Source organism: Acinetobacter lwoffii (assembly GCF_024129715.1).
GTDB lineage: Bacteria > Pseudomonadota > Gammaproteobacteria > Pseudomonadales > Moraxellaceae > Acinetobacter > Acinetobacter lwoffii_U.
Genome location: NZ_JAMXXM010000007.1, coordinates 41,355 through 66,569 on the forward strand (window position 1 = coordinate 41,355; position 25,215 = coordinate 66,569).

Genomic DNA, 25,215 nt, shown 5'->3' on the forward strand with positions numbered 1-25,215 from the left:
AGGCTAATGTCTTAGTAGAATTAAGCCGTGGTATTTTCAAGTACTTTCTTGAACAAATCTTTTTGTTCCTGACTTGGTTTTGCAGTCTGAAGTGCCATCAATTGTGACATATCACCCTGTACTTTGATTTTACCTGTCATAAATGCCTGCATCGCAGCAGCCATATCAAACTCTAGGAAAACTTTACGTAGGGTTTCGCCATCCATATTCAGCGTGGTTTTGGCATTTGAAGACAAACCTTTTTTGATTGCCCCACCATCTAAAGATAGTTCAGTATTACCTGTAGTGTCCGCTACAACCAAATTAATCGCAAGGTTCGCCAAAGCTGGTGGCAAATTCAAATCGCCAGCTTGCGCAGTTAGAGTTTCTACAGTTGAAAACCAATCATCAGTTAAAAAAGCAGGCATGATCTTTCCTCAAATTATTTGTTCATTTGTGTCGACTATCCAGACGACATCATGTTGAAGCTATTATGCTTGTGCTTTGTTATATCATGATCATTAGCGCAAAGGCTAACGAATTTTGTACGCGCCGTTCAATTTTTGTAGTTCTATTTTTATTTATGTTTATAAGCAGACATCAACCCGCAGGCTGATGTCTACACGTTCTAAAATTAGTCTGCAGCAAAGCCCAGATTGACCATATTGATCCGGCGGTTCTCGCCTTCCACAGCTTCTTCAGTTGAATCACCGCCTTTGAAGTCGAATTCACGCTGGCTGTCCAGCACTTCAAAATCAAATAATTCACGATCGACCAGCTGCGATGGCGAAACATTTTGCAATGCGCCAAAAATGCTGTGCAGACGTTTTGGATGTGCTTTATCCCAATCACGTAACATGTCATTGATAATTGCGCGCTGCAGGTTGTCCTGAGAGCCACATAAATTACATGGAATAATTGGAAATTGACGCATTTCTGCATATTTAATGATGTCTTTTTCTTCCACATAGGCCAGTGGACGAATCAGAATGTTCTTTTTGTCTGAAGACAACAGTTTTGGTGGCATAGCTTTCAAGCTGCCGCCATGGAACAGGTTCAGGAAGAAAGTCGCCAGGATATCATCACGATGATGGCCTAAGGCAACCTTGGTCGCACCAATTTCCTGCGCAAAACCGTATAAAGAACCACGACGCAAACGCGAACAGACTGCACAGTAGGTTTTACCTTCAGGCGTCAACTTTTTAGTGATGCTGTAGGTGTCTTTTTCCAAAATGTAATACGGAATGTTATTTTCTTCTAAATAACGCGGTAATACATCTTCCGGGAAGCCTGGCTGTTTCTGGTCCAGATTCACAGCCACTACATCGAAATTGATCGGTGCGATGCGCTTGAACTGTAGCAGGATATCCAACAGGGTATAACTGTCTTTACCACCAGAAATACACACCATGACCTTATCGCCTTCTTCAATCATCTTGAAGTCACGAATGGCATGTCCGACCTGGCGGCGAAGCTTCTTCAACAAACGGTAGTAGGCTGAGCTTGTTGGCAGTTCAGGTTTGAAATTAAATCCTTGTTCGGACTCAACTGGCGAGTACATAGACGAGATTAACCCATAAAAAAAATACCGCGCAATTTTAGCCGATTCGGACCGCTATCGCATCAAAAGAATTTATTTTCATGAAAATGTCTTATTAGTTTCATTTTCATGTTTTATTTAGATTGATATATTGAACGATTGCGTTCATTTTTTAGTCAAGATGCTTATCTTTTGGACTTTTCCACAGTTGTCCACAAAAGCTGTGGATAACTTTGTGGATTGAAACAGACTTGACAACTTGTCCGGCTCAAAAGATAAGGCTTTTCTTTGAATTGATTATTTTTTGATCAATTTAATTATTAATAAAAATCAAATAGTTAAACCTGTCAAGCCTAAGGTTTTAAATTAAATCATATTTTTTTTCTATCGCTAAAATGTAAAAAATGACTTGCATTTACAAACTCGTTTATAAATGCAGCGCACAAGTCTTTTCATTCCGTAATTTTTTGTTAAACTCTTTATTAAATTTTTCTCGCTTGTGTTTACTTAATATAAACAATGAAAATAAATGTGCATGTTTTGGGGCGTTATGGGATCAGTGGTTTGCTATTGGCAAGCTGTTGTCATTTTGCTTATGCTGGTCAAACGATCTATCAATTACGCGACAGTAATGGCAGTACTTTATTGACCAATAAGAAAAGTCGCTATAATCACCTGCAGGTAGAAAAGAAAACTTATTATCCCGACAGCAATATTCACAGTTATAGCAACTGGGGCTCGAGTGAAGCTTCCGTGTTACCTAGCTATAGTAAAAATAAAAATGCCTATGACTCGATCATCCGTCAGGCAGCACAAACCTATGGCGTGTCTGAAGGCTTGATTAAAGCTGTGATGCATACCGAATCCGGTTTTAATGTACAGGCACGCTCTCCAGTCGGTGCACAGGGCTTAATGCAACTTATGCCGGCGACTGCCCGTCGTTTTAATGTCAGCAACGCTTATGACCCGCAGCAGAATATTATGGCAGGTGCCAAATATCTGGCCTGGTTATTGAAACGTTTTAATGGCAACACCACCTTGGCACTGGCAGGCTATAATGCCGGTGAAGGTAATGTTGCCAAATATAAGGGTGTGCCACCGTTTCGTGAAACTCAGGACTATGTCCGTCGTGTCAGCAGCCGTTATCAGAACTTATATGCTCAGGGAATTGGCAATACTAGTTCTACCTATACAGCATCTTCTGGTACTGGCCGTGTGATTGCCAGTTCTGACAATTATTCGATTGAAACCACCACAGCTTCCAATATTCAGGCTGCCAAGTATCAGCGTCAGATCATTGCTCAAGCGGATGGCAGTTTCACCGATGCACCGGCAGGCTCATATGCCACCGCGAATGCGTCAGCATCTGCAAAAATATATTTAAGTGAATAACTCCTAAACAGCTTTGTTTTTAAAGACCTATGTTTCAATTTGCACAAAAAATATCCTGTTTTTTTTGTAGCCAAATGCTATTTTTTCCTTGAATTCTTCTCGATTTCACCGCATATTGATTTCAATGATTTACATTTAATAATCAGATTATTTTTCTGTAATAAGAGGATTTCTCAATGATGCGGATTGGTTTGTTCTTGCTAACCAACCTCGCGGTACTGGTTGTAGCTGGCATTATCTTGTCACTCTTCGGTGTCGGTAGTTACCATGGCGCAGGTGGCTTGAATCTAGGCAACCTGTTGGTCATCTGTTTTGTGTTCGGTATGGTCGGCTCAATGATTTCCCTGTTCATGTCTAAATGGATGGCGAAAAAGACCACGGGTACTGAACTGATTGACCCGAATGCACCTCGTAACCAAGCTGAAGCCTGGTTGCTCCAAGAAGTTGCACAACTTTCTCAGCGTGCAGGCATTAAAATGCCGGAAGTGGGTATTTTCCCCTCTTACCAGTCGAATGCCTTTGCCACCGGCTGGAACAAAAATGATGCTCTCGTTGCGGTATCAACTGGCTTGCTTGAGCGTATGAACAAAGACGAACTTCGTGCAGTATTGGCACATGAGATTGGTCACGTCGCCAATGGTGACATGGTCACTCTGGCACTGATCCAAGGTGTTGTGAACGCCTTCGTGATGTTCTTCGCACGTGTCGCGGGTGATTTTATTGACCGTAATGTCTTTGGTCGTGAAGAAGGTGAAGCACCAGGTATTGCCTATTTTGTGATTACTATTGTGCTGGATATCGTGTTCGGTATCTTGGCATCGTCCATTGTAATGTGGTTCTCTCGTCACCGTGAATACCGTGCTGATGAAGCAGGTGCACGTCTGGCAGGTAAACAAGCCATGATTTCAGCATTACTGCGCTTACAGGCAGAATCTGAAATGCCGGATGCCATGCCGAAAGAAATGAAAGCATTTGCGATTTCTGCGGGTAAAGAAGAAGGCTTTAGCCTTGCTGCATTGTTCCAGACGCATCCAAGCATCGAACAGCGTGTCGCTGCATTGCAACAACTTGATTGTGCTTAAGTAAAACTTTAGTTTTGATTCAAGAAAAGCCTGCAATTGCAGGCTTTTTTTATTGGATTTAATTATTCTTTAGCTGATCTCATTGGCTGAACCATTGATATAGCGCCATAGCACCCCAGCCGATCGCGAAGATAAATAAAATCAGGAATAAAGTGCCTAAAATATCCGGAATATGAATCCAGATCCAGGCCACCACGGGATTGCGCCAGAATGCAGATTGCTGTTGTTTACGCTCCAGACTTTCATGCAAAAATGGGTGCACTACATGCCGGTCGCTGCTAATCTGATATTCCTCACGAATATGCAGATGCACGACATCGAGTGCCTTGCGACTGGGCCGGATAAAAATATCAAAGACCGTGCCCGCCACCGGAATAAATCCTACTACCGCATCGATCGCCGCCATCTTCATCACTGGATTGAGTTTGGCACTCGGCACCCCGATCTGTTTGGCCTTATGAATGGCATAACAGGTCAATATAAAACCGGCAATATCTCCAGCAACCGGAATCGTACTCAAAGCCGCGTCTGCCCCTACTCCTTGCTTGGTAAACGGAATACGCACCACGGAATCCATCATATTGGCAAACTTGGCCAGATCACGTTCCAGACGTATTACCTCTTGTTGGCTTAGTTTTGGTTTTTGTTCAGGCTCAGGCATAGGTTATTCCAGAAATAATGCTGATTTTCTTGAGCATAAAGTATTTTTTCTACGCTGATGTATCAATCTGTGAATTAAAACAATAATTTGGAAGCAACGAATAAATACAGAATTACACCGGTAGCATCGCAGATGGAAGTCACCAACGGCGCCGAAGCACTGGCAGGATCAAGTTTGAGTTTATTTAAAATAAAAGGCAGACTCATGCCGATCAGGCAGCCCATCAACACAATCCCGAGCATGCTGATGGCCAGCACCACAGCTACCATGATATCTCCCCGAATATAACCCAGAATGGATACCGCAATCGCCATGGTGCCGCCCAAACAAAGCGCCACCAGAGATTCTCGACTGAGCAGGTTAAACCAGTCCTTAAATTCGACATCGCCTGTGGCCAAGGCACGCACCATCAAGGTGGCTGATTGCGAACCGGCATTCCCGCCACTACCCACCAAAAGTGGCAAGAAAAATACCAGCACAATATGTGCGGCAATGATCTCTTCAAAGTGTGCAATCCCGATTCCAGAGAGCAGACTGCCAAAAACCAGAATGACCAGCCAAAAGACCCGCTTCTGATACAGGGTCAAAATCGGGGCAGTTTTCAAGCTCAATTCAGTCAATGGCGTTACTGCACCCGACTTTAAAATATCTTCCGTGGTTTCGGCTTCGACAATGTCCATAGCATCGTCATAGGTAACAATTCCTAAGAGTTTTTGCTGGGCATCAACTACAGGCAGGGCAATAAAGTCATAATAGGCCAAGGCTCGAGCTACAATTTCCTGATCATCTGTTACCTGAGCAGAAATCACTTCGCGTTGCATCACCTCGGCAATACTCAGCTCAGGTAAGGCCTGTATGATCTGCCTTAAAGAAATCACACCGATCAGCCGTTCTTCTGCATCGACAATATAAATCAGATACAGGGTTTCCTGCCCGGCGACCACCACACGTAAAGCCTGTATCGCTTCATCCATGGTTAAATCGGGTGAGAGCGTCACAAAACTTGAGCTCATCATGGCACCCGCTGTACCTTCCGGATAGATGGCCAGATCTTTGAGGGTTTGCTGGGATTCTTCAGATAATGCACTCATCAATTGCAGCTGTAGCGGCGGCGAAAACTGCTTATAAATATCGACAAAATCATCAGAAGGCATTGCGTCCAGAATGGGAACAAGTTCTGAAATAGATAAGTGCTGTGCCACGTTTAACTGTTGCCCTAGGGGCATAAAAGCATAGACCAAGCTCGATTCATTCAGTTCCCTTAAAATTCGGGCCTGTTGCCGAGCATCTAAACGACTTAAAATGCGCGCCTGATCGGCGACATTCAGCTGACTAAGTAAGCCTACAGCGATGTCGTGATTTTCAGAATGTAATTGTCGTTGGATATGCTGGATTTTTTCTGAAATTGTCGGCATAAGCAGCTCATTATAAAAGTCTGGCATTCAAGAGAGGTTTGTCCTGATCCCTATGTATCCTAATTTTTCATGTGAATAATTTTAATGATCATGCTGCAATATGACGATATTTTTTGTATAAATCAATTCCTCGATATTTAGCCAGAAAAAAGCCTGACTGAGTCATGCTTGTTCACTTTCTAAAGATGGATGATCTATCACCACTGATTGAGAAACTGTTTTTTTAATCATCAGACCACGGATCAATACATACATAAAGGGAATAAACAGCAGTACCAGGACAGTGGCAAATAGCACCCCACCAAAAACACTACTGCCAATCTCCTGCCGGCTGATTGCACTGACGCCGGTGGCAAACATCAAAGGCAGTACGCCCGCTGCAAATGCAATGGAGGTCATGAGAATAGGACGCAAGCGTAAGCCCGCGGCCAGTATCGCGGCCTGAACCGGAGTATGACCTGCCCGCTCTGCTTGTGCGGCAAACTCTACAATCAAAATTGCATTTTTACAGGACAGACCGATGGTCGTCAGCAAGGCGATATGGAAGTAAATATCGTTCGCAAAACCGAACCAGGCACAGAACAGAATACTCCCTCCTACGCCCAGAGGAATCGCGGTCAACACCACAGCAGGAATCGTCCAGCTTTCATAGAGTGCCGTTAAACATAAGAAAATAAAGGCAATCGAAATTAGATACAAGAAAATAGCTTGCCCACTGCTACGTTTTTCTTCTAAGGCGGCTCCACTCCAGGCCAAATTTACTCCGTCTTGTTCATCGACTAAAGCTTCGACATCTTGCATGGTTTGACTCGAAAATTGATCTTTGGGAATACCTGCATATACAGGCACGGCGTTATAGCCCATATAACGGTTGATACTATTCGGTCCACCTTGCCAATTCAGCGTAGTGAATTGATTAAACGATAACATTTCGCCTGTGCTATTACGAACATGCCAATGTGCCAAATCTTCAGGTTTAGAACGGAACTCCGCTTCGCCTTGCATGATGACCCGTTTGATTTGTCCACGATCAATAAAGTCGTTGATATAAGTACCACTCCAAGCCGCAGCCAACGTACTATTAAAACTTTGCTGAGGTACGGCATATTTGAGTAAACGTTCTACATCCAGTTTAATATTCAGCTCGGCACTTTCTTTGGGTACATCAAGTTGTAAATATTCAATCGATGATTTTGCTTTGGCACGGGTTTCAATCTCAGAGAAGGATTGCTGTAAAAACTCGCTGCCCCGTGAATCTAAATCTTGTAACCAAAAGTCGACCACACGTCCATTACTAGACATAGAAGGCGCCATAAAGAAAATCTGGGCATTGGCATGATTGGCAAAGTGCTTTTGTGCACGATCTACAATAGCAAAGACGGTATCTTCAGGATTTTTACGCGCTGCCCAGTCCTTTAATACGACAAAGAGCTGACCACGATAAGGCCCAACCCCAACATTGTTTCCGCTATACCAAATCCCAATGCTTTGGATGCGCTCAGATTCATGCTGCATTAAATAGTCTTGGACTTCACGCCCGACTTTTTCTATCTCAGAACGTGGTGCATTGCCTGGCATCACAATTTGACCCATGACAAAGCCCATATCTTCCGTTGGCATCAGCCCTTCGGGCAAGGTTTTATAAAGCCAGCCAAAGCCTAAAACACATATACTAAATACAGCCAACATCGTCATTTTAAACTGCATGCTACGTGCAGAAAGCTTTTGGTAACGTATGGTGAGTTTATCCATGCCACGATTAAAATGCTGTGCCCATTTTGGTTGATGTGGTTGACGCTTTAGCAGTTGCGCTGCAAACGTAGGGGTGATGATGAGTGCCACCAATAAAGAAAGTAGCATTGCCACGACCAACGTGATGGAAAACTGACGATAGATGACCCCTGTCATACTTCCAAAAAATGCCATGGGAATAAATACAGCCGTTAAGACCAACGTAATCCCGATCAATGCACCGCTAATTTCCTTCATTGACTTTAAAGCTGCAGCCTGAGCATCCAAATGTTCTTCATGCATCAAACGTTCAATGTTTTCCACGACCACAATGGCATCATCGACCAACAGGCCAATCGCCAAAATCAGGGCAAACAAGGTAAAACTGTTTAAGCTCATTCCCAATACATACAGCACCGCAAATGTGGCTAAAACTACAATCGGAATCGTGACTGCAGGAATAATAGTGGCACGCCAGTTTTGCAGGAAGATAAACATCACCAAAACCACCAGTACCATCGCTTCGACCAGAGTTTTCGCGACTTGTTCAATTGAACTGGTAATAAATGGGGTTTTGTCCATGGTCATACGCAATTGATAATGTGCAGGCAAATTGGCTTGGGCATTTTTCAATACCATTTGCATCTGCTCTGAAACCGCAATGGCATTACTCCGTGGTGCCAATTGAATCGATAATGCAGCGGATAAATGACCGTTGGTATAATTTAAATGATTATAACTTTCTGCCCCTAATTCAACACGTGCGACATCTTTCAAGTACAGGATCGAACCTGAATCTGTTGTTTTCACAATAATTTTTTCAAATTCATGAATACTACTTAAACGTGAATCCGCACTGACCTTAGCATTCATGTATTGATCTTGTGCTGTCGGTAATCCACCAATAGAACCAGACACAAGTGGTGCATTTTGTGCCTCGACTGCATTGCGAATATCACTCGGCATCAGATTAAATTGGCGCAGTTTATGTGGATTGAGCCAAATGCGCATCGCATAGCCTGCGCCATAAAGCTCCACCTCACCCATCCCGTCAATACGGGAAAACCGCGGTTCGACATGCACCATTAAATAGTCAGCAAGCTCTGTAGGTGTCACCTTCCCTGATTCATCATATAAACTCAGTAATGCAAATTGATCATAACCTTGTTTATAAACAGCCACTCCATTTTGCTGGGTTTCTTCAGGCAATCGACTTAGCACACCATTGACTGCATTTTGCACTTGCAACAGTGCCTGATCGAGATCCACGCCTTGCTCAAACGACAGGGTCAGATTTGCACGTCCCACGCTACTGTTGGACTGAAAGCTTTCCAAACCTTCAATGCCTTTTACCGCTTGTTCTAAAATTTGCGTGACCGATTGCTCAACGGTTTCCGCAGATGCACCCCGATACCCCGCAGAAACCCCTAATGCAGGTGCATCCATATTCGGCATATGCTCAATCGGAATTTTTTGCAGTGCAAAAATTCCTAACACCATCATGATAATGGCGATCACGGTTGCAAATTTAGGTCGATAAATAAAAAAGCGTGACAACATGAATAAAAATCCCCATCAGATGCATTCTCACGACGCATTCTTGTATGAATAGATGATTTCTATAGCAATTTTCACACCATGCTGAAAATGTAACCAGTCATTGGACCAGTTTTGGCGATAAAAAAATCCCCGTATAAACGAGGATTTTTTAGCTCTACAGTTTTCCCTTGTTTTAAGCACGCGATTTTTTGATGATGAGTTGGCGAATCAAAACATACATAAATGGAATAAAAATCAGCACCAGTAATGTTCCAAAAATGACACCACCAAATACACTTACACCAATTTCCTGACGACTCACCGCACCTGCGCCTGTAGCAAAGACCAGCGGTAAAATCCCTGCGCCAAAAGCCAAAGAAGTCATCAAAATTGGACGTAGGCGTAAAGACGCACCTTCTAGTGCCGCTTCTACTACCGATTTTCCTTGTTGCTGCGCTAACGAAGCAAACTCCACAATCAGAATGGCATTCTTACAGGACAGACCGATGGTGGTTAGCAAGGCAATCTGGAAATAGATATCATTCGGGAAACCAGCCAGATAACTGAAAATAATATTGCCGCCAATTCCGAGTGGAATAGCTGACATCACGGCCGTTGGAATGCTCCAGCTTTCATATAAAGCTGCGAGACAGAGAAAAATAAAGCCAATTGAAATCAGATACAGCCAGATCGCCTGATTATTGGACTGTTTTTCCTCGAAAGAAAGACCGCTCCAGACCACATCCACCCCTTCCTGCTCGGCAATTAAAGCTTCCACATCCTGCATGGCTTGGCCGGAACTGCTGTCTTTGGCCCGATCCGCTTCCATTTGCAATGCGGTATAACCCATAAAACGGTTGACCACTTCAGGGCCACCACTCCAGCCCACTTGCGAGAAGTTACTGAAAGGCACCATCTGATTTTGGTCATTTCGTACATGCCACTGTGCCAGATCTTCCGGCTTGGAACGGAATTCAGCATCACCCTGCATGATCACCCGTTTAATCCGGCCGCGATCAATAAAGTCATTGATATAACTGCCGCCCCAGGCACTGGATAAGGTACTGTTAATCGCCGATTGGGTCAGGCCATTGGCCATGGCCTGTTTCTGGTCAATATTGACACGTAGTTCTGCTTTGTCAGGATTAGAACGTTTGCCCAGATTTTCAAAGCTCGTATAGTTGCCCGCCCGAGCTTCCAGCGCTTTAAATTGCTGTTCCAGATATTGCCGGCCATTGCCATTGATATCTCGAATCCAGAAATCCAGACCATCGGTTTGTCCCAGACCATTGACTGAAGCTGGCATGGACACGTTAATTTGTGCATTGCGATTACTTTGAAAATGCTTCAAGGCCCGTTCACGAATCGCTTGTGCAGTATTGTCCTGACCGGAACGCTCATCCCAATGTTTTAATGCCACAAAACCGGTCGCCAAATTCTGACCAGTTCCAGAGAAATTTCGCCCATAACGGATCATCACCAGATTGACGTTGACTTGTTCCTGATCCAGAAAATACTTACGAACTTCTTCACCGATCTGAATGGTATGTTTCATCGGGGCGCCTTCCTGCAATTTAATCTGCAGGCTTAAAATCCCCTGATCCTCACTCGGTAAAAAACTGGTTGGCAAAGCGCGATAGAACAGCGCAAAAACACTGATCAATCCGGCAAACAGCAGCAAACAGATCGCCTGACGCTGAATCGTGAGTTTAGATAAATTCAGATATCGATATTTTAAATGCTCCAGTTTCTGGTTAAACCAGGACGCCCATTTTGCCGGTTTAGGATTCGGTTTTAGAATAAGCGCGCACAATGCTGGGGTTAGAATCAAGGCCACCATTAAGGACAGCGACATCGCCGCAACCAAGGTAATAGAAAACTGGCGGTAGATCACGCCAGTCGATCCACCAAAAAAAGCCATCGGAATAAAGACTGCGGTTAAGACCAACGTAATCCCGATCAGTGCCCCACTAATTTCCTGCATGGATTCCAGGGCAGCGTCCTTGGCAGACAGTTGCTTTTCATGCATCAGCCGTTCGACGTTTTCCACCACAACAATCGCATCATCCACCAACAGGCCGATCGCCAGAACCAGCGCAAATAAGGTTAAAGTGTTGACACTCATACCCAGTGCATACAACACCGCCATGGTACCCAAAATCACTACCGGAACAGTCACGGTGGGAATCAAAGTGGCACGCCAGTTCTGCAAGAAAATGAACATCACAATGATGACCAAGATCACAGCTTCGATCAGGGTTTTGATCACTTCTTTAATTGATTCTTGTACAAAGGGCGTATTGTCACGTGGGTAAGCAATTTTATAGCCTTCAGGCAATTGCTGGGAAATACGGGCAATTTCAGCCTTAATCAGATTAGAGGTGGCAATGGCATTGGCCCCTGAGGCCAGTGAAATACCCAGACCTGCTGATGGATAACCATTATTGGTACTATAAGACTGATAATTTTCAGCACCCAGTTCTACCCGCGCAATATCTTTCAAATAAATAAAGCTGCCGGCACGATCCGATTTGACAATAATATTCTGGAATTCTTCTACAGTTTTTAGCCGTGAACCCGAAGTAACTTTGGCATTCAGGTATTGCTCGTCTATGGCTGGAAGATCACCAATCGCACCAGCAGCGACCTGAGTATTCTGGGCTTCAATCGCAGCACGCACATCACTTGGCATCAGGTTATATTGTTTTAATTTTGCCGGATTCAGCCAGATCCGCATCGCATATTGTGAACCAAAAACATCCACCTCACCAATGCCTTCAATCCGGGAAATGTCCTGTTCCAGATGGGTCATCAGATAGTCGGAAAGTTCAATATTATTGCTGCGCCTCGACTCATCATACAGGCTGATCACCATATGGGTATCACCGAGCGATTTAAAGACATTGACACCTTGGCGTTGCACATCTTCCGGTAATCGGTTTAGTACCCCATTAATCGCATTTTGCACCTGAACCTGTGCAGTATCCGGGTCGGTGCCATTTTCAAAACTAATGCTGACCCGGCTACGCCCCGAAGAATCACTACTCGAGCTGAAATACAGCAGATGATCAATGCCTTTGATTTGCTGCTCCAGCACTTGAGTCACGCTTTCTTCCACAGTTTCCGCAGAAGCGCCGCTATAAGTTGCTGCCACCGTTATCCTTGGCGGGGCAATGTCCGGATAACGTTCCACTGGCAGGTTCATCACTGCGAACAAGCCGATTGCCATGACAACAATCGCCAGTACCCCGGCAAAGATCGGGCGGTGGATAAAAAATTTAGACAGCATAAGTCCGGGTCACTTTTAATTAAATAGGGGTAAATTGATGCAGAACATAAGCATGCTATATCCAAATATTCAGTGACATAGCACTAGAATGCAAGAATTAAACACATAAAAGCTGCGATAAAAACCAATCATGGAGAAATTATGGATAATCCCTCTTGAGCACGTTCTTGAGATTGCTCTTCCCTATTTATTAATAGCATTTTTCCAAACAAAAAACCCTGCAGATGCAGGGTTTTTTGGTGAATCAATTAAGCGGATTAAGCGCTGAACTGGTTCATTGTGTTTTTAGAATCATCACCAGCTTTCAATGCATTGTCACCAGCGAAGATTTCTTTGTGGTCATCACCGATGTCAGAACCAGCCATTGCTTGGTGTTTAACACATGCGATACCGCCGCGGATTTCTTTACGTTGTACGCCAGCAACATAAGCCAACATACCTTCAGTACCGAAGTAACCTTGAGCAAGCTCATGAGTAGAAAGCGCAGCTGTGTGGTAAGTCGGAAGTGTGATCAAGTGATGGAACACACCCGCTTCACGAGCAGCGTCAGCTTGGAATGTACGAACTTTTTCGTCAGCTTCAGCAGCCAGTTCAGTTGCATCGTACTCAGCGCTCATTAACTTAGCACGGTCGTAAGCAGAAACGTCTTTACCTTCAGCAACCCAACGGTCATATGCTTGTTGACGGAAGTTTAAAGTCCAGTTGAACGAAGGCGAGTTGTTATAAACAAGTTTCGCATTTGGAACTGTTTCACGTACACGGTTAACCATGTGAGCAATTTCAGCAACGTTTGGAGTCGCAGTTTCGATCCAAAGAAGGTCAGCACCGTTTTGTAGGCTAGTTACACAGTCAAGTACAACGCGGTCGATTTGAGTGCCTTCACGGAACTGGTATAGACCAGAAGCAAGACGTTTAGGACGGTGAAGTTTACCATCACGCTTGATCAGGATTTCGTCTTCTTGCGCTTCTGAAATGTCGATTTCAGTTGTGTCTAAGTAGCTGATGTATTGAGAAGCGATGTCGCCTGGCTCTTTAACCACTGGGATTTTTTGAGTCAAGTCAGCGCCTTCAGAGTCAGTACGTGCAACGATGATACCGTCGTCAAGACCCATTTCCAGGAATGCATAGCGAAGAGCGTGGATTTTCGCGATGAAGTCTTCGTGTGGAACTGTTACTTTACCAGCTTGGTGACCACATTGTTTCGCGTCAGAAACCTGGTTTTCGATTTGTAGTGCACAAGCACCCGCTTCGATCATTTTCTTAGCAAGAAGGTAAGTCGCTTCTTCGTTACCGAAACCAGCGTCGATGTCCGCAATAATTGGCACAACGTGAGTTTGGAAGTTGTCGATTTGTGAAGTGATTTCAGCTGCTTTAGCAGTGTCGCCCGCTTCTTGTGCTTTTTTAAGGGCACGGAACAAGTCGTTTAATTCTTTCGCGTCAGCTTGACGTAAGAAAGTGTAGATTTCTTCGATCAATGCAGGAACAGAAGTTTTTTCGTGCATTGATTGGTCAGGAAGTGGACCGAATTCTGAACGAAGCGCTGCAACCATCCAACCAGAAAGGTAGATGTAGCGACGTTCAGTCGTACCGAAGTATTTTTTGTTCGCAATCATTTTTTGTTGCGCGATGAAACCGTGCCAGCAACCTAGTGATTGAGTGTATTTGCTAGAGTCTGCATCATAAGCAGCCATATCACGACGCATAATTGCCGCTGTATATTTCGCAATGTCTAAACCAGTTTTGAAACGGTTTTGAAGTTGCATACGCGCAGCATCTTCAGGACTGATGTCTGCCCAAGTGTTACCGAATTTCGCTTTTAATTCGCGGATTGCATCAATCGCTGTTTGGTATGTAGTCATGATATATTCCTGTAATAATATTAGGATTTTTCTGCAACGAACCGCTCAAATCACACCCTCAATGACTTGTTCAGATTTTCGACGATCCGTTGGGATAGCTAAAGATTAGTGGGCTTATGAAAATTAATCCAATAGTCTGCAAGAATCTTCAGTATTTATTTAAAAAATGAGTAGATCAAAGTCTTAGTATAATCTCGATAAATTATATTAAGATACTGTTTCATATAAATTTATTTAAAAATAAAAATGGATAAAATTTCCGCATGTTGCTTAAAAATAATTCATTAGACTTAAGTCTGGATATGGGTTTTATGTCCTTTTATTTTTAAAAAATGCTGATCTTTGATGATTTATTCAACTTAAGGAATTCTTAATTTAGTTTACTTTTCACTCAAATCTTGAATACAAGAACAGCCTTTCTCATGTTCTTTTAAACCGAAAATATGGTTTTCATTCCAATCTATAAAAAAGGCTAAATGATGATCCATTTAACGTACATCTTTTTTCTTATGTACACTCGAAATAATGGAGCTTAAGCCTGTGTTAATTCTGTAAACTTTATCAGTGAGCACATGGCTTTTTTCATCGGCGCTTTACACAAGGCCCGGCAATTATGGCATAATCATCATAATTTCTTGTATTTATTCTCGGTATTTCTTTTATGAATCTGGAGCGGGTCGATCTCAATCTATTAATTTATCTTGATGTACTTCTTCGCGAAAAAAATGTCACACGTGCAGCAGAACAATTGGGTGTTACCCAGCCTGCCATGAGTAATATTTTACGCCGATTACGCAATTTATTTAATGATCCCCTCCTGATCCGTTCTTCTGAAGGCATGACTCCAACCGAACGTGCTTTAGAATTACAGCCCCGCATTCGGGATGCACTGGCTGACTTGTCGATGATTCTGGAACCACGTACCGAGTTCCGTCCTTATACCTCAAATCGTGTGTTCCGGATCATGACTTCGGATTATGCGGAAGCAACGCTGGTTCCGCGTCTGGTCAAAGCCTTACGTTCAGAAGCACCGAATGTGGTATTGGATTTTCTGACGCCAAGTGACGTGTCGTATCGTGACATGGAACAAGGCAAGGTCGATCTGGCAATTAACCGCTTTAATGAGATTCCGCAAAGTTTTCATCAGGTTCTGGTCTGGCGCGACAGCTTTTCTTGTCTTTTAAATAACAAGCATCCTGCCGCAAGCAACCTGAACTTAAAAAGCTATTTGGATGCACAGCATATCTGGGTTTCTAAAACCGGTATGGGTGTTGGCTTCGGGGTAAATCCTGAAAAACAGGCCGGTTTAGGCTGGATCGATCAGGCTTTAGAACGTATTGGCCAGAAACGTAAAATCTCCGTCTTTACCCGTCACTATCAAATGCCGGGATTATTGGCTGCCAATGTAGATCTGATCGCAACACTGCCTTCACGCATCGCACGTCTGCAAGCCAAGAATCACAATTTAATTCTCAAAGACCCTCCGTTTTATATTCCTGAATTTGAATTGAAAATGGCATGGTGTCCTTTATTGCATCATCATCCGGCGCATCGCTGGTTACGTCAGCTGATTTTATATGTCGCCCGCCAGATGATTGAAGAAGAAAACCGTGAATTCCTGAGCAATAATTCTCAATTTTCACATTATTAAACTCAAAATCTTCTAAATTCTTATTTTTTAAGATTATACTTCGAAGACTTGAGATGTCATTGTTACACCTCAAGTCTTTTTTTGTGTTAAAAATATCCCAAGATACTATTCATCCACAGGTGGATTTGTGAGCCTCTTACAAAATATTGTGATTATCTTAATACTCATCACGGGGGCCGGTTTTTTATCTTTAACTGAAATCGCCCTCGCTGGTGCCCGTAAAGTCAAACTCAAAATTCTGGCTGAGTCGGGTGATCATCGCGCTCAAAAAGTTTTAGATCTACAAGAAAATTCTGCAGACTTCTTTGCAGCCTCCCAAATTGGTTTAAATGCAGTTGCCATTCTTGGTGGTATTTTAGGTGAAGGTGCCTTCCGTCCTTATATTTATAATTTTGTTTCCCGCTTTTACCAAGGACCTTGGGCTGACAATATCAGCTTTGCGCTTTCCTTTACGGTCGTCACTTCATTATTTATTTTATTTGCAGACCTGATGCCGAAACGTCTGGCCATGATTGCGCCAGAAAAGATCGCAGTCTCAGTCATCGAGCCAATTCAGATTTTCATTAAAGTCTGCAAACCTTTGGCTTGGTTTATCAATGCGATTGCCAACATGCTGTTCCGTCTGTTTAAAGTAAATACTATTCGTGATGACAATATTACTTTTGATGATATTTCTGCAGTGATGGATGCCGGTGCACAGGCAGGCGTGCTCCAGAAACAGGAACACCATTTCATTGAAAACGTATTCGAGCTGGAAGAACGTAACGTGCCTTCGAGTATGACCACACGTGAAAATGTGGTGTTCTTCACCTTAAATGAACCGGAAGAAAGTATTCGGCAAAAGCTGGCGGAATACCCCTATTCCAAGTTTCTGGTATGTAGCAATGACATTGACAGTGTGATTGGCTATGTCGACGCCAAAGACATTCTGGTGCGTATTCTGAACAACCAGTCGCTGCTGCAACTCAATGAAAATACCATCCGTAATGTCCTGACTATTCCTGACACTTTGACCTTATCGGAAGTTCTGGACCGTTTCCGTTCCACCAAGGAAAAGTTTGCCGTCGTCATTAATGAATATGCGCTGGTCGTTGGCGTGATTACCCTTTCTGATATTATGATTACCGTGATGGGTGACTGGGTGACGCCTATTGAAGCCGATCAGCAAATTATTAAACGTGACAATAATTCCTGGCTGATTGAAGGCAGCACGCCGATTGAAGACATCAAGCATGCGCTTGAAATTGATGAAATGCCTGATGATGAGAACTATGAAACCATTGCTGGCTTCATGATGTATAAATTACGCAAGATTCCACGTCCTGCAGATGCCGTGATATTTGGTGCTTATAAGTTTGAAGTGGTGGATGTCGATCATTTTAAAATTGACCAGTTGCTGGTGACCCGCCTAATCGAAACCAATTCAGTTATTCAAGAAGAATCAGATTAATCTGGTTCTTCTTTTTAGCCCTCTATTCAAAAAATTATTCTAATAAAAAAATCCATAAGGTGAGTGATGAATATTTCTGCATTATTGGCATGTCTGTTTTTTTATTCAGCCCTGTATTTGTTTTACTTCTTCTTTGCCAAACAACAGAATCCCCTGCTTTTACTCGCAGCCATCATTCTGATGGTTTTAACAGTTTTCATTATTCCCTACCCGCATGAACGTCGCCGTCAAGGTTTCGACTCGACCTTGAGATTTGGAGAGTATTTTTATTGGCCATTAATCACGTGGTGGCGTTTATTTATTCTGCCCATCAGCTGGCTGATTGCACTGATATATCGTGATTAAAAAAGCACCTTTGGGTGCTTTTTTTTAGATCTAGTTATAGCTTAGATTTTTGCTAATAAAGCCTCAAGAACGGCTTGATAGTGAATCTGGATATCATCTTCTAAAATTTTGTAGGCATTATCGAATTGCACCATTGGCCAGCCTTCTTTCCAGAATGGGAAAATATTATGCAGGTCATGGGTGACAATGGCATCTTCACGCACAATTGCTTGGGCAATTTGTGACAGCACTTGCGCAGTTTCAGCGCCATCAATCGCCATATAATCAATACCGCGCGCTTTTAAAATACGGATTCGGTCTTTTTTATAACGGATTTTTTTGATTTGTGCTGCATTCAGACCCAAAGCCAAAGATACGGCTTCGACAAATTTGTCTTCAAATGACTGATTCAATGCTACTAAGGCTGCTTTATGCGCTTCCTGACGACCAGCTTTACCACCCTGACGAATTGCTGCTTGCGCCTCAGTATTTAGCTCATCCTTTTTCATACTTTGCAGGATGTCTAAAATTTCGATGTCGCTTAACGCCTGAGGAGATTGATCAGTCATAAACTGTCCTTAAAAAAATAAATCTTGAATCGGCTATTTTCGCATAATTCGTGGCTAAAAAATCAAAATCTTCATGATTAAAACAGCGCTACGATCTGAAACTGCATTTCTTCTGCGATTTTGCGCAAAATCGACTATAGTGCTTCATCTATATATTAAATTAATCTCTGGATGACGCCCCTTACGCAAGTGACTTTGTTGCTGCAGCAACTTAAGCGCCAATATCCGACTGCATTTAAAGGAAATTACCTGTTTTACAGTCAGATTAAAATCCGTGGAATCTGGGATAAAGCCAAGCTCTTCATTCCTTGGGCCTTGGCCGCCATGATTTTTGTTCCCATCAGTTTGATGTTAGGAGATCTGGTACAGCAATCTTTTGTGCAAATCAGTGAATTTCAGGCACAGAGTTATGCCATTTTGGCCATTCTACTGTTCCTGATGTTGAGTCAGACCTTGATTCTGTACCAGATTCAGCATTCTTCTTATTCGCTGTATCAGTTATTACGGCATACTCCAATCAAGATGGCTATTGTGATTCTATTGCAAGCCTTAAATCCGGTCTTTATACAAAGCAGTTTGCTGATGTGGAGCTTATTCTTCTTTGGCGTGAGCTTTGGCTTTGTGCGCTTTTATCGGGAAAATTTATTCAAGGAAAATAGCAAAAATACTGAGCACTATCAGCTACAACAATTACGTAAAATCTGTTTTTGGGCTTATAAACAGACCTGTCTGATCCGACTAAAATTACGTTTTTATTCAAGCCATGATCCTCGGCATGCCGAACTAAAACAGCAATTAAATCACTTTGCCGGGTTATATACGCGGCTACTGAAATATGAGCATCAATATTGTAAAACGATCAAGCATCTAGATGTCGACAGCTATCTGGATGAGAATTCATAGTTCCCTCTATCATTTTTCATTGGTCGTCTTAAAGATCTGCAAATATTGACTTTTAAAAAACGTTGATTTGCTGGTTTTTAGAATAGAAGCTACGGAATTGCTTGAAAAGAAAGCAATCATTTAGAAATTTGCTTGCCAAGCTTTATTTCGTCCTCTATTATTGCGCACATGCCCGAGTGGTGAAATCGGTAGACACAGGGGATTTAAAATCCCCCGCCCACAAAGCGTGCCAGTTCGAGTCTGGCCTCGGGCACCATTTTAATATTTATTAAAATGGTGCAATAAAAAATCCAGCATTAGGCTGGTTTTTTTGTGCCTGCATTTTATTCTTTTAACGCGAAATCCCCATGTCAGAATTAAAACACTTCGATCTCGCTACATTACAATTACGTCATCCAGACGCTTTTTTCCTGAAGCTGCGTTATAGCCGCTTCAAATTTAATGCCCTGCAAAATATCCAGTTTGTTATCGCGATTAATTTACTGTCTCTTCTGGTCTGTATAGCCTGTAGTATCAGCTCAGTATTTCTGGAATATTATTTTTTTAAAAATGCCACGATTGCCTTTAATGTCACCTTAATTGTACTGATGGCACTACTGTATCCCTATATCTGGTATGCACAATATCAGGCGAAATTCGGCTCCAAAGCCTATAGTCAGCATTTGCAAAACTGTCTCTATCTGCAAATTCCAATTTTTCTATGCTTATTGCTCAACCTTTATCTGATTCATTCGGATGTGCTGGTTATTATCAGCATGATCATTTTAGCGCTTTCCTCTTTTGGCGCTGTGACCTTGGAACCTTTATTTAAAAGTTCCTGTAGCGCGATTGACCAAATCAGGTTGCAGAAACTCCGGCAAATGGCTTTTTGGGCTTATCAACAGTCCAGATCTAAAACACCACAACAGATTCAAGGTCAGTTGAATCTGCAGGCTTATTATCAAAACCTTTATCAGCAATGCATGAATGAAGAGCAACAATTACTCGGCTCAATTCGCTTTAATAGCTTTAAAGATTATTTGAACAGACAATAAAAAACCCTGCATCTGCAGGGTTTTCTTAAATCACCATTCACGATTGGTAATCAGTTCTTCCATTTCAATCTCGAACAGGCCGTGCTCTTGCACCACCATCATCATGGCTTCGGCAATATAATCCGCGGCAGTATCATCCAGAGACGAATCCAGATCTTCGAACTGAGGTTTCATGACATTGATATCAGCCACTGTCAGATTGGCAAGCTGATAAACCTCCTGATCTGACAAACCTGATTTAGCAAGTTTTTGGGCAAAACGTTCGATGTGCTGCTTAATTTCAGCAACCAGAATATCGGGATAATACTCATCATCGAACATGGGGAGAAGTAAATCTGCAAACATTACAGGCACTCTAAAGGATGACTATCTAATCTAAGCGTGCCTATATAGCATATTGTTGCTTAAAAGCCAAACAACATTGCCAATGTAGGGATTTCCCAGCCTCGATTTTTAAACCATTTGCATAGCTTGCCAGACTTTAATCGCATCGGCTGTGACTTTAACATCATGTGCCCGTACCATACATGCACCCTGCTGAATACTCAACAAATGCGCTGTTGCTGAACCCACTGCACGCTCTTGTGGTTCTGCCCCATCCAAAACTGCTCCGATAAAGCGTTTACGTGATAAAGCAGACAAAATCGGATAGCCCATTTCTGTCAATTTATAAAACTCTTGCAACAGCTTTAAATTTTGCTGGGCATTTTTAGCGAAACCAAAACCTGGATCAATCATGATATTTTCCGCTTTTACTCCAACATCTAAAGCATCCTGAACACGTTGGGATAACTCGCGTATCACATCTTTAGTGACATCCTCATATTGATCCAGATTGTTCATGGTGGTCGGCTCACCGCGCATATGCATGATGATCACTGGAATATTGAGTTCTGCTGCGGTCTGCAATGCATTCGGCCGAGTCAAAGCACGGACATCATTCCAGATATGTGCTCCGGCCCGAACCGCTGCGCGTATGACTTCAGGTTGCGACGTATCAATCGAGAGAATGACCTTATGTTTAGCCAGTTCTTCCACCACAGGCACTACGCGGCGAATTTCTTCTTCCACTTCTACCACTGCGGCACCTGGACGGGTCGATTCACCGCCAATATCAATCACGGTCGCGCCTTCAGCGATCATTTCAAGCGCACGTGCGACTGCATCTTCTTTGTGATTATGCCGACCACCATCACTAAAAGAGTCTGGGGTGACATTGAGAATCCCCATCACATGCGGCTGGGATAAGTCCAATTTTAAATCACCAAATGTCCATACATGTGGTAACAAAGGCATCAGCTGCATGATTCAATACTCACTCAAAATAACCCCGATATTGTCTTATGGATCGCTGAATAAAGCAAAGTGGAATAAGGCTAGGACCTAGATTTCGAAGTAATTGTTTTGGGAATATTGCATCAGTTTAGTTTGTAATAATGCTTTCACATCTGCCCATTCACTTTCTAAAATAGTATAGATATAGCTATCTCGAATAGTCTGTCCATCTTTACGTAGCATATGACACCTGATAATGCCATCTCGTTTGGCACCTATTGCTTCAATCGCTTTTTGGCTGGGAAGATTCAAGTGATCAGTCCGAAAGCCGACCACCTGAGCATTTAAATTTTCAAAAGCATGTCTTAACAAAAGATATTTACAGACGCGATTTACATAGGTTCTGTGATAGCGCTTGGCATACCAGGTATAACCAATTTCAAAACGTGGAATTTCCGCCTTAATATCATGATAACTGGTGGTTCCAATTGCTCGGCCGGAGTTTAAATCAATCACAGCAAAAGCCATCCTTTCACCTTGAGCTTGCTGTTCAAAAGCCTGAGTAAAATATTTTTTTAAGTTAGGCAGATAAGGCACTGAGTTATATAAAACCTCACCTAAATTTTCTTCAGCGCATGCGATAGCTAAATCAGAAAAATGCTCCCAGCTCAACGGTTCAAGACGAAGCTGGTAAACACTGGATTCCAGAACAGGCATATTCATTTTTATTTTCTTATTCATTTTTAATAGCTCAATATAACACTCAAAAAGCTATGACAAAAATGACAAGCATAAAAAACCACCCGAAGGCGGTTTTTTTATTGAGCTTAGTTCGCTGGCAATGGCGGAGGAGTCAACGGACCATCATCTGGGGTTACATCAATCACAGGATTATCTGCAACATAGACTTTTGGTGGCTGAGGCTCACGACCTTCCATGATGTCACGAATTTGATCACGATCAATGGTTTCCCATTCCATCAAGGCTTTCACCATCGCATGGGCAATATCTTTTTTACTTTCCAAGATATCGCGTGCGATTTTATATTGCTCATCCAGAATTCGACGAATTTCACGATCGACTTCTAGTTGTGTGGTTTCCGAAATACTGCGACTACCAATACTGCCCATGAAAGATTGCTGTGCATCTTCTTCATAAACCATCACACCAAGTTTGTCCGACATACCGTATTTAGTCACCATCGCACGTGCCATTTTAGTTGCACGTTCGAAGTCATTTGAAGCGCCAGTCGACATCTGGTTAATGAAGACTTCTTCAGCAATACGACCACCAAACAAAATCGAAAGTTCATTCAACATTTTGTCTTTATAATGGCTAGTCTGGTCAAATTCAGGCAGCTGCCAGGTGACACCTAAAGCCCAGCCACGCGGCATGATCGTCACTTTATGCACAGGATCTGTACCTGGCAAGCTTTCAGCAACAATTGCATGACCTGCTTCATGATAAGCTGTCGCGCGACGCTCTTCATCACGAAGTACCATCGATTTACGCTCAGGACCCATATACAGCTTGTCTTTTGCATCTTCAAAGTCATGCATATCGACGGTGTTCTTGTTACGGCGTGCAGCAAACAGAGCAGCTTCATTCACTAGGTTTGCCAATTGCGCACCCGAGAAGCCAGGTGTACCACGTGCAAGAACCTTAACATCCACACCTGTCACTGAAGGTAATTTTTTCAAATGTACATTCAGGATTTGTTCACGACCTTTGATGTCTGGCAAACCAACCACAACTTGACGGTCAAAACGGCCTGGACGAAGAAGTGCTTTATCCAGTACATCTGCACGGTTGGTTGCAGCAATCACGATAATGCCTTCATTACCTTCAAAGCCGTCCATTTCAACTAGCATCTGGTTCAGTGTCTGTTCACGTTCATCGTGACCACCACCGGTACCTGAACCACGGTGACGACCGACTGCATCAATCTCATCAATAAAGATGATACATGGTGCATGACGTTTCGCCTGTTCGAACATGTCACGAACACGGGATGCACCAACACCGACAAACATCTCAACGAAGTCAGAACCTGAAATACTAAAGAATGGAACTTTCGCTTCACCGGCAATGGCTTTGGCAAGTAAGGTTTTACCCGTACCTGGAGGACCGACCATTAACACACCGCGTGGAATACTTGCACCCAGACGTTTAAATTTGGTTGGATCTTTCAGGAAATCTACGATTTCAACGACTTCCTGCTTGGCTTCGTCACAACCGGCAACATCAGTGAAAGTGACTTTAATCTGGTCTTCAGACAGCATTTTGGCTTTAGATTTACCAAAACTCATTGGGCCGTTTTTACCACCTGCACCGCCACCCATGTTGCGCATAAAGAACATGAATAACAAAATGATTAAAAGTACAGGGAAACTTGCAATAAGCAACTGCATGAGCAAGCCTTGACGTTGAGGTGCCTCACCTTCAACCACAACATTATTTTTAATCAGGCTTGGCATCAGTTCAGGATCCTGAACTGCCGGACGGATACTTTCAAACTCTGAACCGTTTGATTTTTCGCCACGAATTCTTTCGCCGTCAATCACAACTTGTTTAATTTGGCCAGCATTGACCGCGGCAACAAACTCTGAGTAGTTCATTGTAGTCGGTTGATTGCGGTCACTGACGTTGCTGAAGATTAACACCAGCACACCCAGTATCACGAGCCACAATACGGCATTCTTAAAAAGATCGCTCAAAGCTTTATTCCCATTCCAATCTAATTTGATCATGCCCTGTTCAGGGTGACCTTAATACTTAAGCTGTAAATCAACTTACAATTATCTGAAAACGTACAAAATGCACAATTTTTAACGACTTGGCAAGTAGACTTATTTTAAAGCCTTCTTACGTCCCTGCCCGATCAGGAAAACTTCCTTGGAACGGGCACGTGATGCCAAAGGTTTAGATGTTTTCAGAACATCAAAACTATCAACCACTTGCTTGCGGAATTCGTCAAAACCTGAACCTTGGAAAACTTTTACCACAAATTGACCTTTAGGGCCTAGCACCTTGTTGGCAAAATCCAGTGCAAGTTCACACAAGTAAATCTGACGCGGTTGATCTACAGCCTTATTACCTGATGTATTGGGGGCCATATCTGAAATTACAACGTCTACAGTACGACCATCTAAAATTTCTAACAATTGCTGGAAGACTTCTTCTTCGCGAAAGTCACCTTGCAAGAAAGTCACATCAGGTAATGCATCCATTGGTAAAATGTCAGATGCAATCAATAAACCTTTGTCGCCGACCAACTTACCGGCGATTTGTGACCAACTCCCGGGAGCTGCACCCAAGTCGACCACGGTCATGCCGGGTTTGATGATTTTGTACTTTTCTTGCATCTCTAAGAGCTTATATGCTGCACGCGCACGATAGCCGTCCTTTTGTGCCTTTTTCACATAAGGATCGTCTAAATGCTCTCTCATCCAATCACGACTACTTTTAGATAACTTTTGGTTGGTAATGCGTGTAGCCATAACTCTCTAAATAAAAAAACGT

At 42.9% G+C, this 25,215-nt stretch carries 20 protein-coding genes and 1 tRNA gene; 8 read left to right on the forward strand and 13 right to left on the reverse strand.

The genetic code is table 11. The annotated features are described in order from the left end of the window. Window positions 1-20 precede the first annotated feature (20 nt). Window positions 21-407: an SCP2 sterol-binding domain-containing protein gene (locus NI462_RS07010; RefSeq protein ID WP_004280536.1), complete on the reverse strand. Its 387-nt coding sequence runs from the start codon at window positions 405-407 to the stop codon at window positions 21-23. Window positions 408-613: 206 nt separating this feature from the next. Beyond that, window positions 614-1,540, reverse strand: coding sequence for a tRNA 2-thiocytidine(32) synthetase TtcA (gene ttcA / locus NI462_RS07015; protein WP_004280538.1), 927 nt, complete (start codon window positions 1,538-1,540; stop codon window positions 614-616). Between the two features lie 498 nt (window positions 1,541-2,038). Here ttcA and NI462_RS07020 point away from each other — a divergent pair, with 498 nt between their 5' ends. After that, a complete protein-coding gene (locus NI462_RS07020) occupies window positions 2,039-2,911 on the forward strand; it encodes a lytic transglycosylase domain-containing protein (protein WP_180037120.1) in 873 nt (290 codons plus the stop codon). 176 nt (window positions 2,912-3,087) lie between these two features. Further along, the gene (gene htpX, locus NI462_RS07025; RefSeq protein WP_004280540.1) at window positions 3,088-3,993 is read left to right on the forward strand and encodes a protease HtpX; all 906 of its coding nucleotides are present in this window, start codon (window positions 3,088-3,090) and stop codon (window positions 3,991-3,993) included. 79 nt (window positions 3,994-4,072) lie between these two features. On the opposite strand, the gene NI462_RS07030 is transcribed toward htpX, so the two are convergent. The 5 genes from NI462_RS07030 to NI462_RS07050 all read right to left on the reverse strand — a co-directional run bounded on the left by NI462_RS07030 (window position 4,073) and on the right by NI462_RS07050 (window position 14,487). Beyond that, a complete protein-coding gene (locus tag NI462_RS07030) occupies window positions 4,073-4,654 on the reverse strand; it encodes a DUF4112 domain-containing protein (protein WP_253159768.1) in 582 nt (193 codons plus the stop codon). A 74-nt stretch (window positions 4,655-4,728) separates the two neighbouring features. After that, complete coding sequence (mgtE, locus tag NI462_RS07035; protein WP_253159770.1) at window positions 4,729-6,069, reverse strand: magnesium transporter; 1,341 nt, start codon at window positions 6,067-6,069, stop codon at window positions 4,729-4,731. Between the two features lie 162 nt (window positions 6,070-6,231). Continuing rightward, window positions 6,232-9,360, reverse strand: coding sequence for an efflux RND transporter permease subunit (locus NI462_RS07040; RefSeq protein ID WP_253159772.1), 3,129 nt, complete (start codon window positions 9,358-9,360; stop codon window positions 6,232-6,234). A gap of 172 nt (window positions 9,361-9,532) precedes the next feature. Beyond that, a complete protein-coding gene (locus tag NI462_RS07045; RefSeq protein ID WP_253159774.1) occupies window positions 9,533-12,628 on the reverse strand; it encodes a multidrug efflux RND transporter permease subunit in 3,096 nt (1,031 codons plus the stop codon). Between the two features lie 257 nt (window positions 12,629-12,885). Continuing rightward, window positions 12,886-14,487 carry an isocitrate lyase gene (locus NI462_RS07050; RefSeq protein WP_004280550.1) on the reverse strand — a complete coding sequence of 534 codons (1,602 nt, stop codon included), beginning with the start codon at window positions 14,485-14,487 and terminating at the stop codon, window positions 12,886-12,888. 661 nt (window positions 14,488-15,148) lie between these two features. Between NI462_RS07050 and NI462_RS07055 the strand changes: the two genes are divergently transcribed. The 3 genes from NI462_RS07055 (at window position 15,149) to NI462_RS07065 (ending at window position 17,933) form a co-directional block, all read left to right on the forward strand. Next, window positions 15,149-16,138 (forward strand): LysR family transcriptional regulator, encoded by a 990-nt coding sequence (locus NI462_RS07055; RefSeq protein WP_247143072.1) that lies wholly within the window; start codon window positions 15,149-15,151, stop codon window positions 16,136-16,138. 127 nt (window positions 16,139-16,265) lie between these two features. Next, window positions 16,266-17,588, forward strand: coding sequence for a polyamine export protein PaeA (gene paeA, locus NI462_RS07060; RefSeq protein WP_004280552.1), 1,323 nt, complete (start codon window positions 16,266-16,268; stop codon window positions 17,586-17,588). Window positions 17,589-17,654: 66 nt separating this feature from the next. Beyond that, entirely contained in the window at window positions 17,655-17,933 is a 279-nt protein-coding gene (locus NI462_RS07065; RefSeq protein WP_004645748.1) for a hypothetical protein, read from the forward strand. Between the two features lie 41 nt (window positions 17,934-17,974). Here NI462_RS07065 and NI462_RS07070 read toward each other — a convergent pair whose 3' ends face one another. Then, complete coding sequence (locus tag NI462_RS07070; RefSeq protein WP_004280554.1) at window positions 17,975-18,481, reverse strand: hypothetical protein; 507 nt, start codon at window positions 18,479-18,481, stop codon at window positions 17,975-17,977. A 171-nt stretch (window positions 18,482-18,652) separates the two neighbouring features. Between NI462_RS07070 and NI462_RS07075 the strand changes: the two genes are divergently transcribed. From NI462_RS07075 to NI462_RS07085, 3 genes are all read left to right on the forward strand, one after another. After that, window positions 18,653-19,384 carry a hypothetical protein gene (locus tag NI462_RS07075; protein WP_253159776.1) on the forward strand — a complete coding sequence of 244 codons (732 nt, stop codon included), beginning with the start codon at window positions 18,653-18,655 and terminating at the stop codon, window positions 19,382-19,384. A gap of 170 nt (window positions 19,385-19,554) precedes the next feature. After that, window positions 19,555-19,640: transfer RNA gene (locus NI462_RS07080), tRNA-Leu, on the forward strand. Window positions 19,641-19,731: 91 nt separating this feature from the next. Continuing rightward, on the forward strand, window positions 19,732-20,418 hold the full coding sequence (locus NI462_RS07085) for a hypothetical protein (protein ID WP_253159778.1): 687 nt from the start codon (window positions 19,732-19,734) through the stop codon (window positions 20,416-20,418). A 30-nt stretch (window positions 20,419-20,448) separates the two neighbouring features. Here NI462_RS07085 and NI462_RS07090 read toward each other — a convergent pair whose 3' ends face one another. From NI462_RS07090 to rlmE, 5 genes are all read right to left on the reverse strand, one after another. Next, window positions 20,449-20,763, reverse strand: a complete 315-nt coding sequence (locus NI462_RS07090; RefSeq protein ID WP_253159780.1) for a DUF5713 family protein — start codon at window positions 20,761-20,763, stop codon at window positions 20,449-20,451. A 108-nt stretch (window positions 20,764-20,871) separates the two neighbouring features. After that, complete coding sequence (folP, locus tag NI462_RS07095; protein WP_005247701.1) at window positions 20,872-21,723, reverse strand: dihydropteroate synthase; 852 nt, start codon at window positions 21,721-21,723, stop codon at window positions 20,872-20,874. A 78-nt stretch (window positions 21,724-21,801) separates the two neighbouring features. Continuing rightward, a complete protein-coding gene (locus NI462_RS07100; protein ID WP_253159782.1) occupies window positions 21,802-22,416 on the reverse strand; it encodes a GNAT family N-acetyltransferase in 615 nt (204 codons plus the stop codon). 104 nt (window positions 22,417-22,520) lie between these two features. Then, the gene (gene ftsH, locus NI462_RS07105) at window positions 22,521-24,410 is read right to left on the reverse strand and encodes an ATP-dependent zinc metalloprotease FtsH (RefSeq protein WP_004280565.1); all 1,890 of its coding nucleotides are present in this window, start codon (window positions 24,408-24,410) and stop codon (window positions 22,521-22,523) included. Window positions 24,411-24,542: 132 nt separating this feature from the next. After that, entirely contained in the window at window positions 24,543-25,193 is a 651-nt protein-coding gene (gene rlmE, locus NI462_RS07110; protein ID WP_004645756.1) for a 23S rRNA (uridine(2552)-2'-O)-methyltransferase RlmE, read from the reverse strand. Window positions 25,194-25,215 lie beyond the last annotated feature (22 nt).

Coding starts and splice junctions, on each gene's coding strand:
- folP (WP_005247701.1), bottom strand. CDS start 21,723: ATGCAGCTGATGCCTTTGTTACCACATGTATGGACATTTGGTGATTTA.
- rlmE (WP_004645756.1), bottom strand. CDS start 25,193: ATGGCTACACGCATTACCAACCAAAAGTTATCTAAAAGTAGTCGTGAT.
- NI462_RS07065 (WP_004645748.1), top strand. CDS start 17,655: ATGAATATTTCTGCATTATTGGCATGTCTGTTTTTTTATTCAGCCCTG.
- NI462_RS07040 (WP_253159772.1), bottom strand. CDS start 9,360: ATGTTGTCACGCTTTTTTATTTATCGACCTAAATTTGCAACCGTGATC.
- NI462_RS07010 (WP_004280536.1), bottom strand. CDS start 407: ATGCCTGCTTTTTTAACTGATGATTGGTTTTCAACTGTAGAAACTCTA.
- NI462_RS07020 (WP_180037120.1), top strand. CDS start 2,039: ATGAAAATAAATGTGCATGTTTTGGGGCGTTATGGGATCAGTGGTTTG.
- NI462_RS07075 (WP_253159776.1), top strand. CDS start 18,653: ATGACGCCCCTTACGCAAGTGACTTTGTTGCTGCAGCAACTTAAGCGC.
- NI462_RS07090 (WP_253159780.1), bottom strand. CDS start 20,763: ATGTTTGCAGATTTACTTCTCCCCATGTTCGATGATGAGTATTATCCC.
- NI462_RS07070 (WP_004280554.1), bottom strand. CDS start 18,481: ATGACTGATCAATCTCCTCAGGCGTTAAGCGACATCGAAATTTTAGAC.
- NI462_RS07030 (WP_253159768.1), bottom strand. CDS start 4,654: ATGCCTGAGCCTGAACAAAAACCAAAACTAAGCCAACAAGAGGTAATA.
- mgtE (WP_253159770.1), bottom strand. CDS start 6,069: ATGCCGACAATTTCAGAAAAAATCCAGCATATCCAACGACAATTACAT.
- NI462_RS07100 (WP_253159782.1), bottom strand. CDS start 22,416: ATGAATATGCCTGTTCTGGAATCCAGTGTTTACCAGCTTCGTCTTGAA.
- NI462_RS07050 (WP_004280550.1), bottom strand. CDS start 14,487: ATGACTACATACCAAACAGCGATTGATGCAATCCGCGAATTAAAAGCG.
- NI462_RS07055 (WP_247143072.1), top strand. CDS start 15,149: ATGAATCTGGAGCGGGTCGATCTCAATCTATTAATTTATCTTGATGTA.
- NI462_RS07085 (WP_253159778.1), top strand. CDS start 19,732: ATGTCAGAATTAAAACACTTCGATCTCGCTACATTACAATTACGTCAT.
- NI462_RS07045 (WP_253159774.1), bottom strand. CDS start 12,628: ATGCTGTCTAAATTTTTTATCCACCGCCCGATCTTTGCCGGGGTACTG.
- htpX (WP_004280540.1), top strand. CDS start 3,088: ATGATGCGGATTGGTTTGTTCTTGCTAACCAACCTCGCGGTACTGGTT.
- ttcA (WP_004280538.1), bottom strand. CDS start 1,540: ATGTACTCGCCAGTTGAGTCCGAACAAGGATTTAATTTCAAACCTGAA.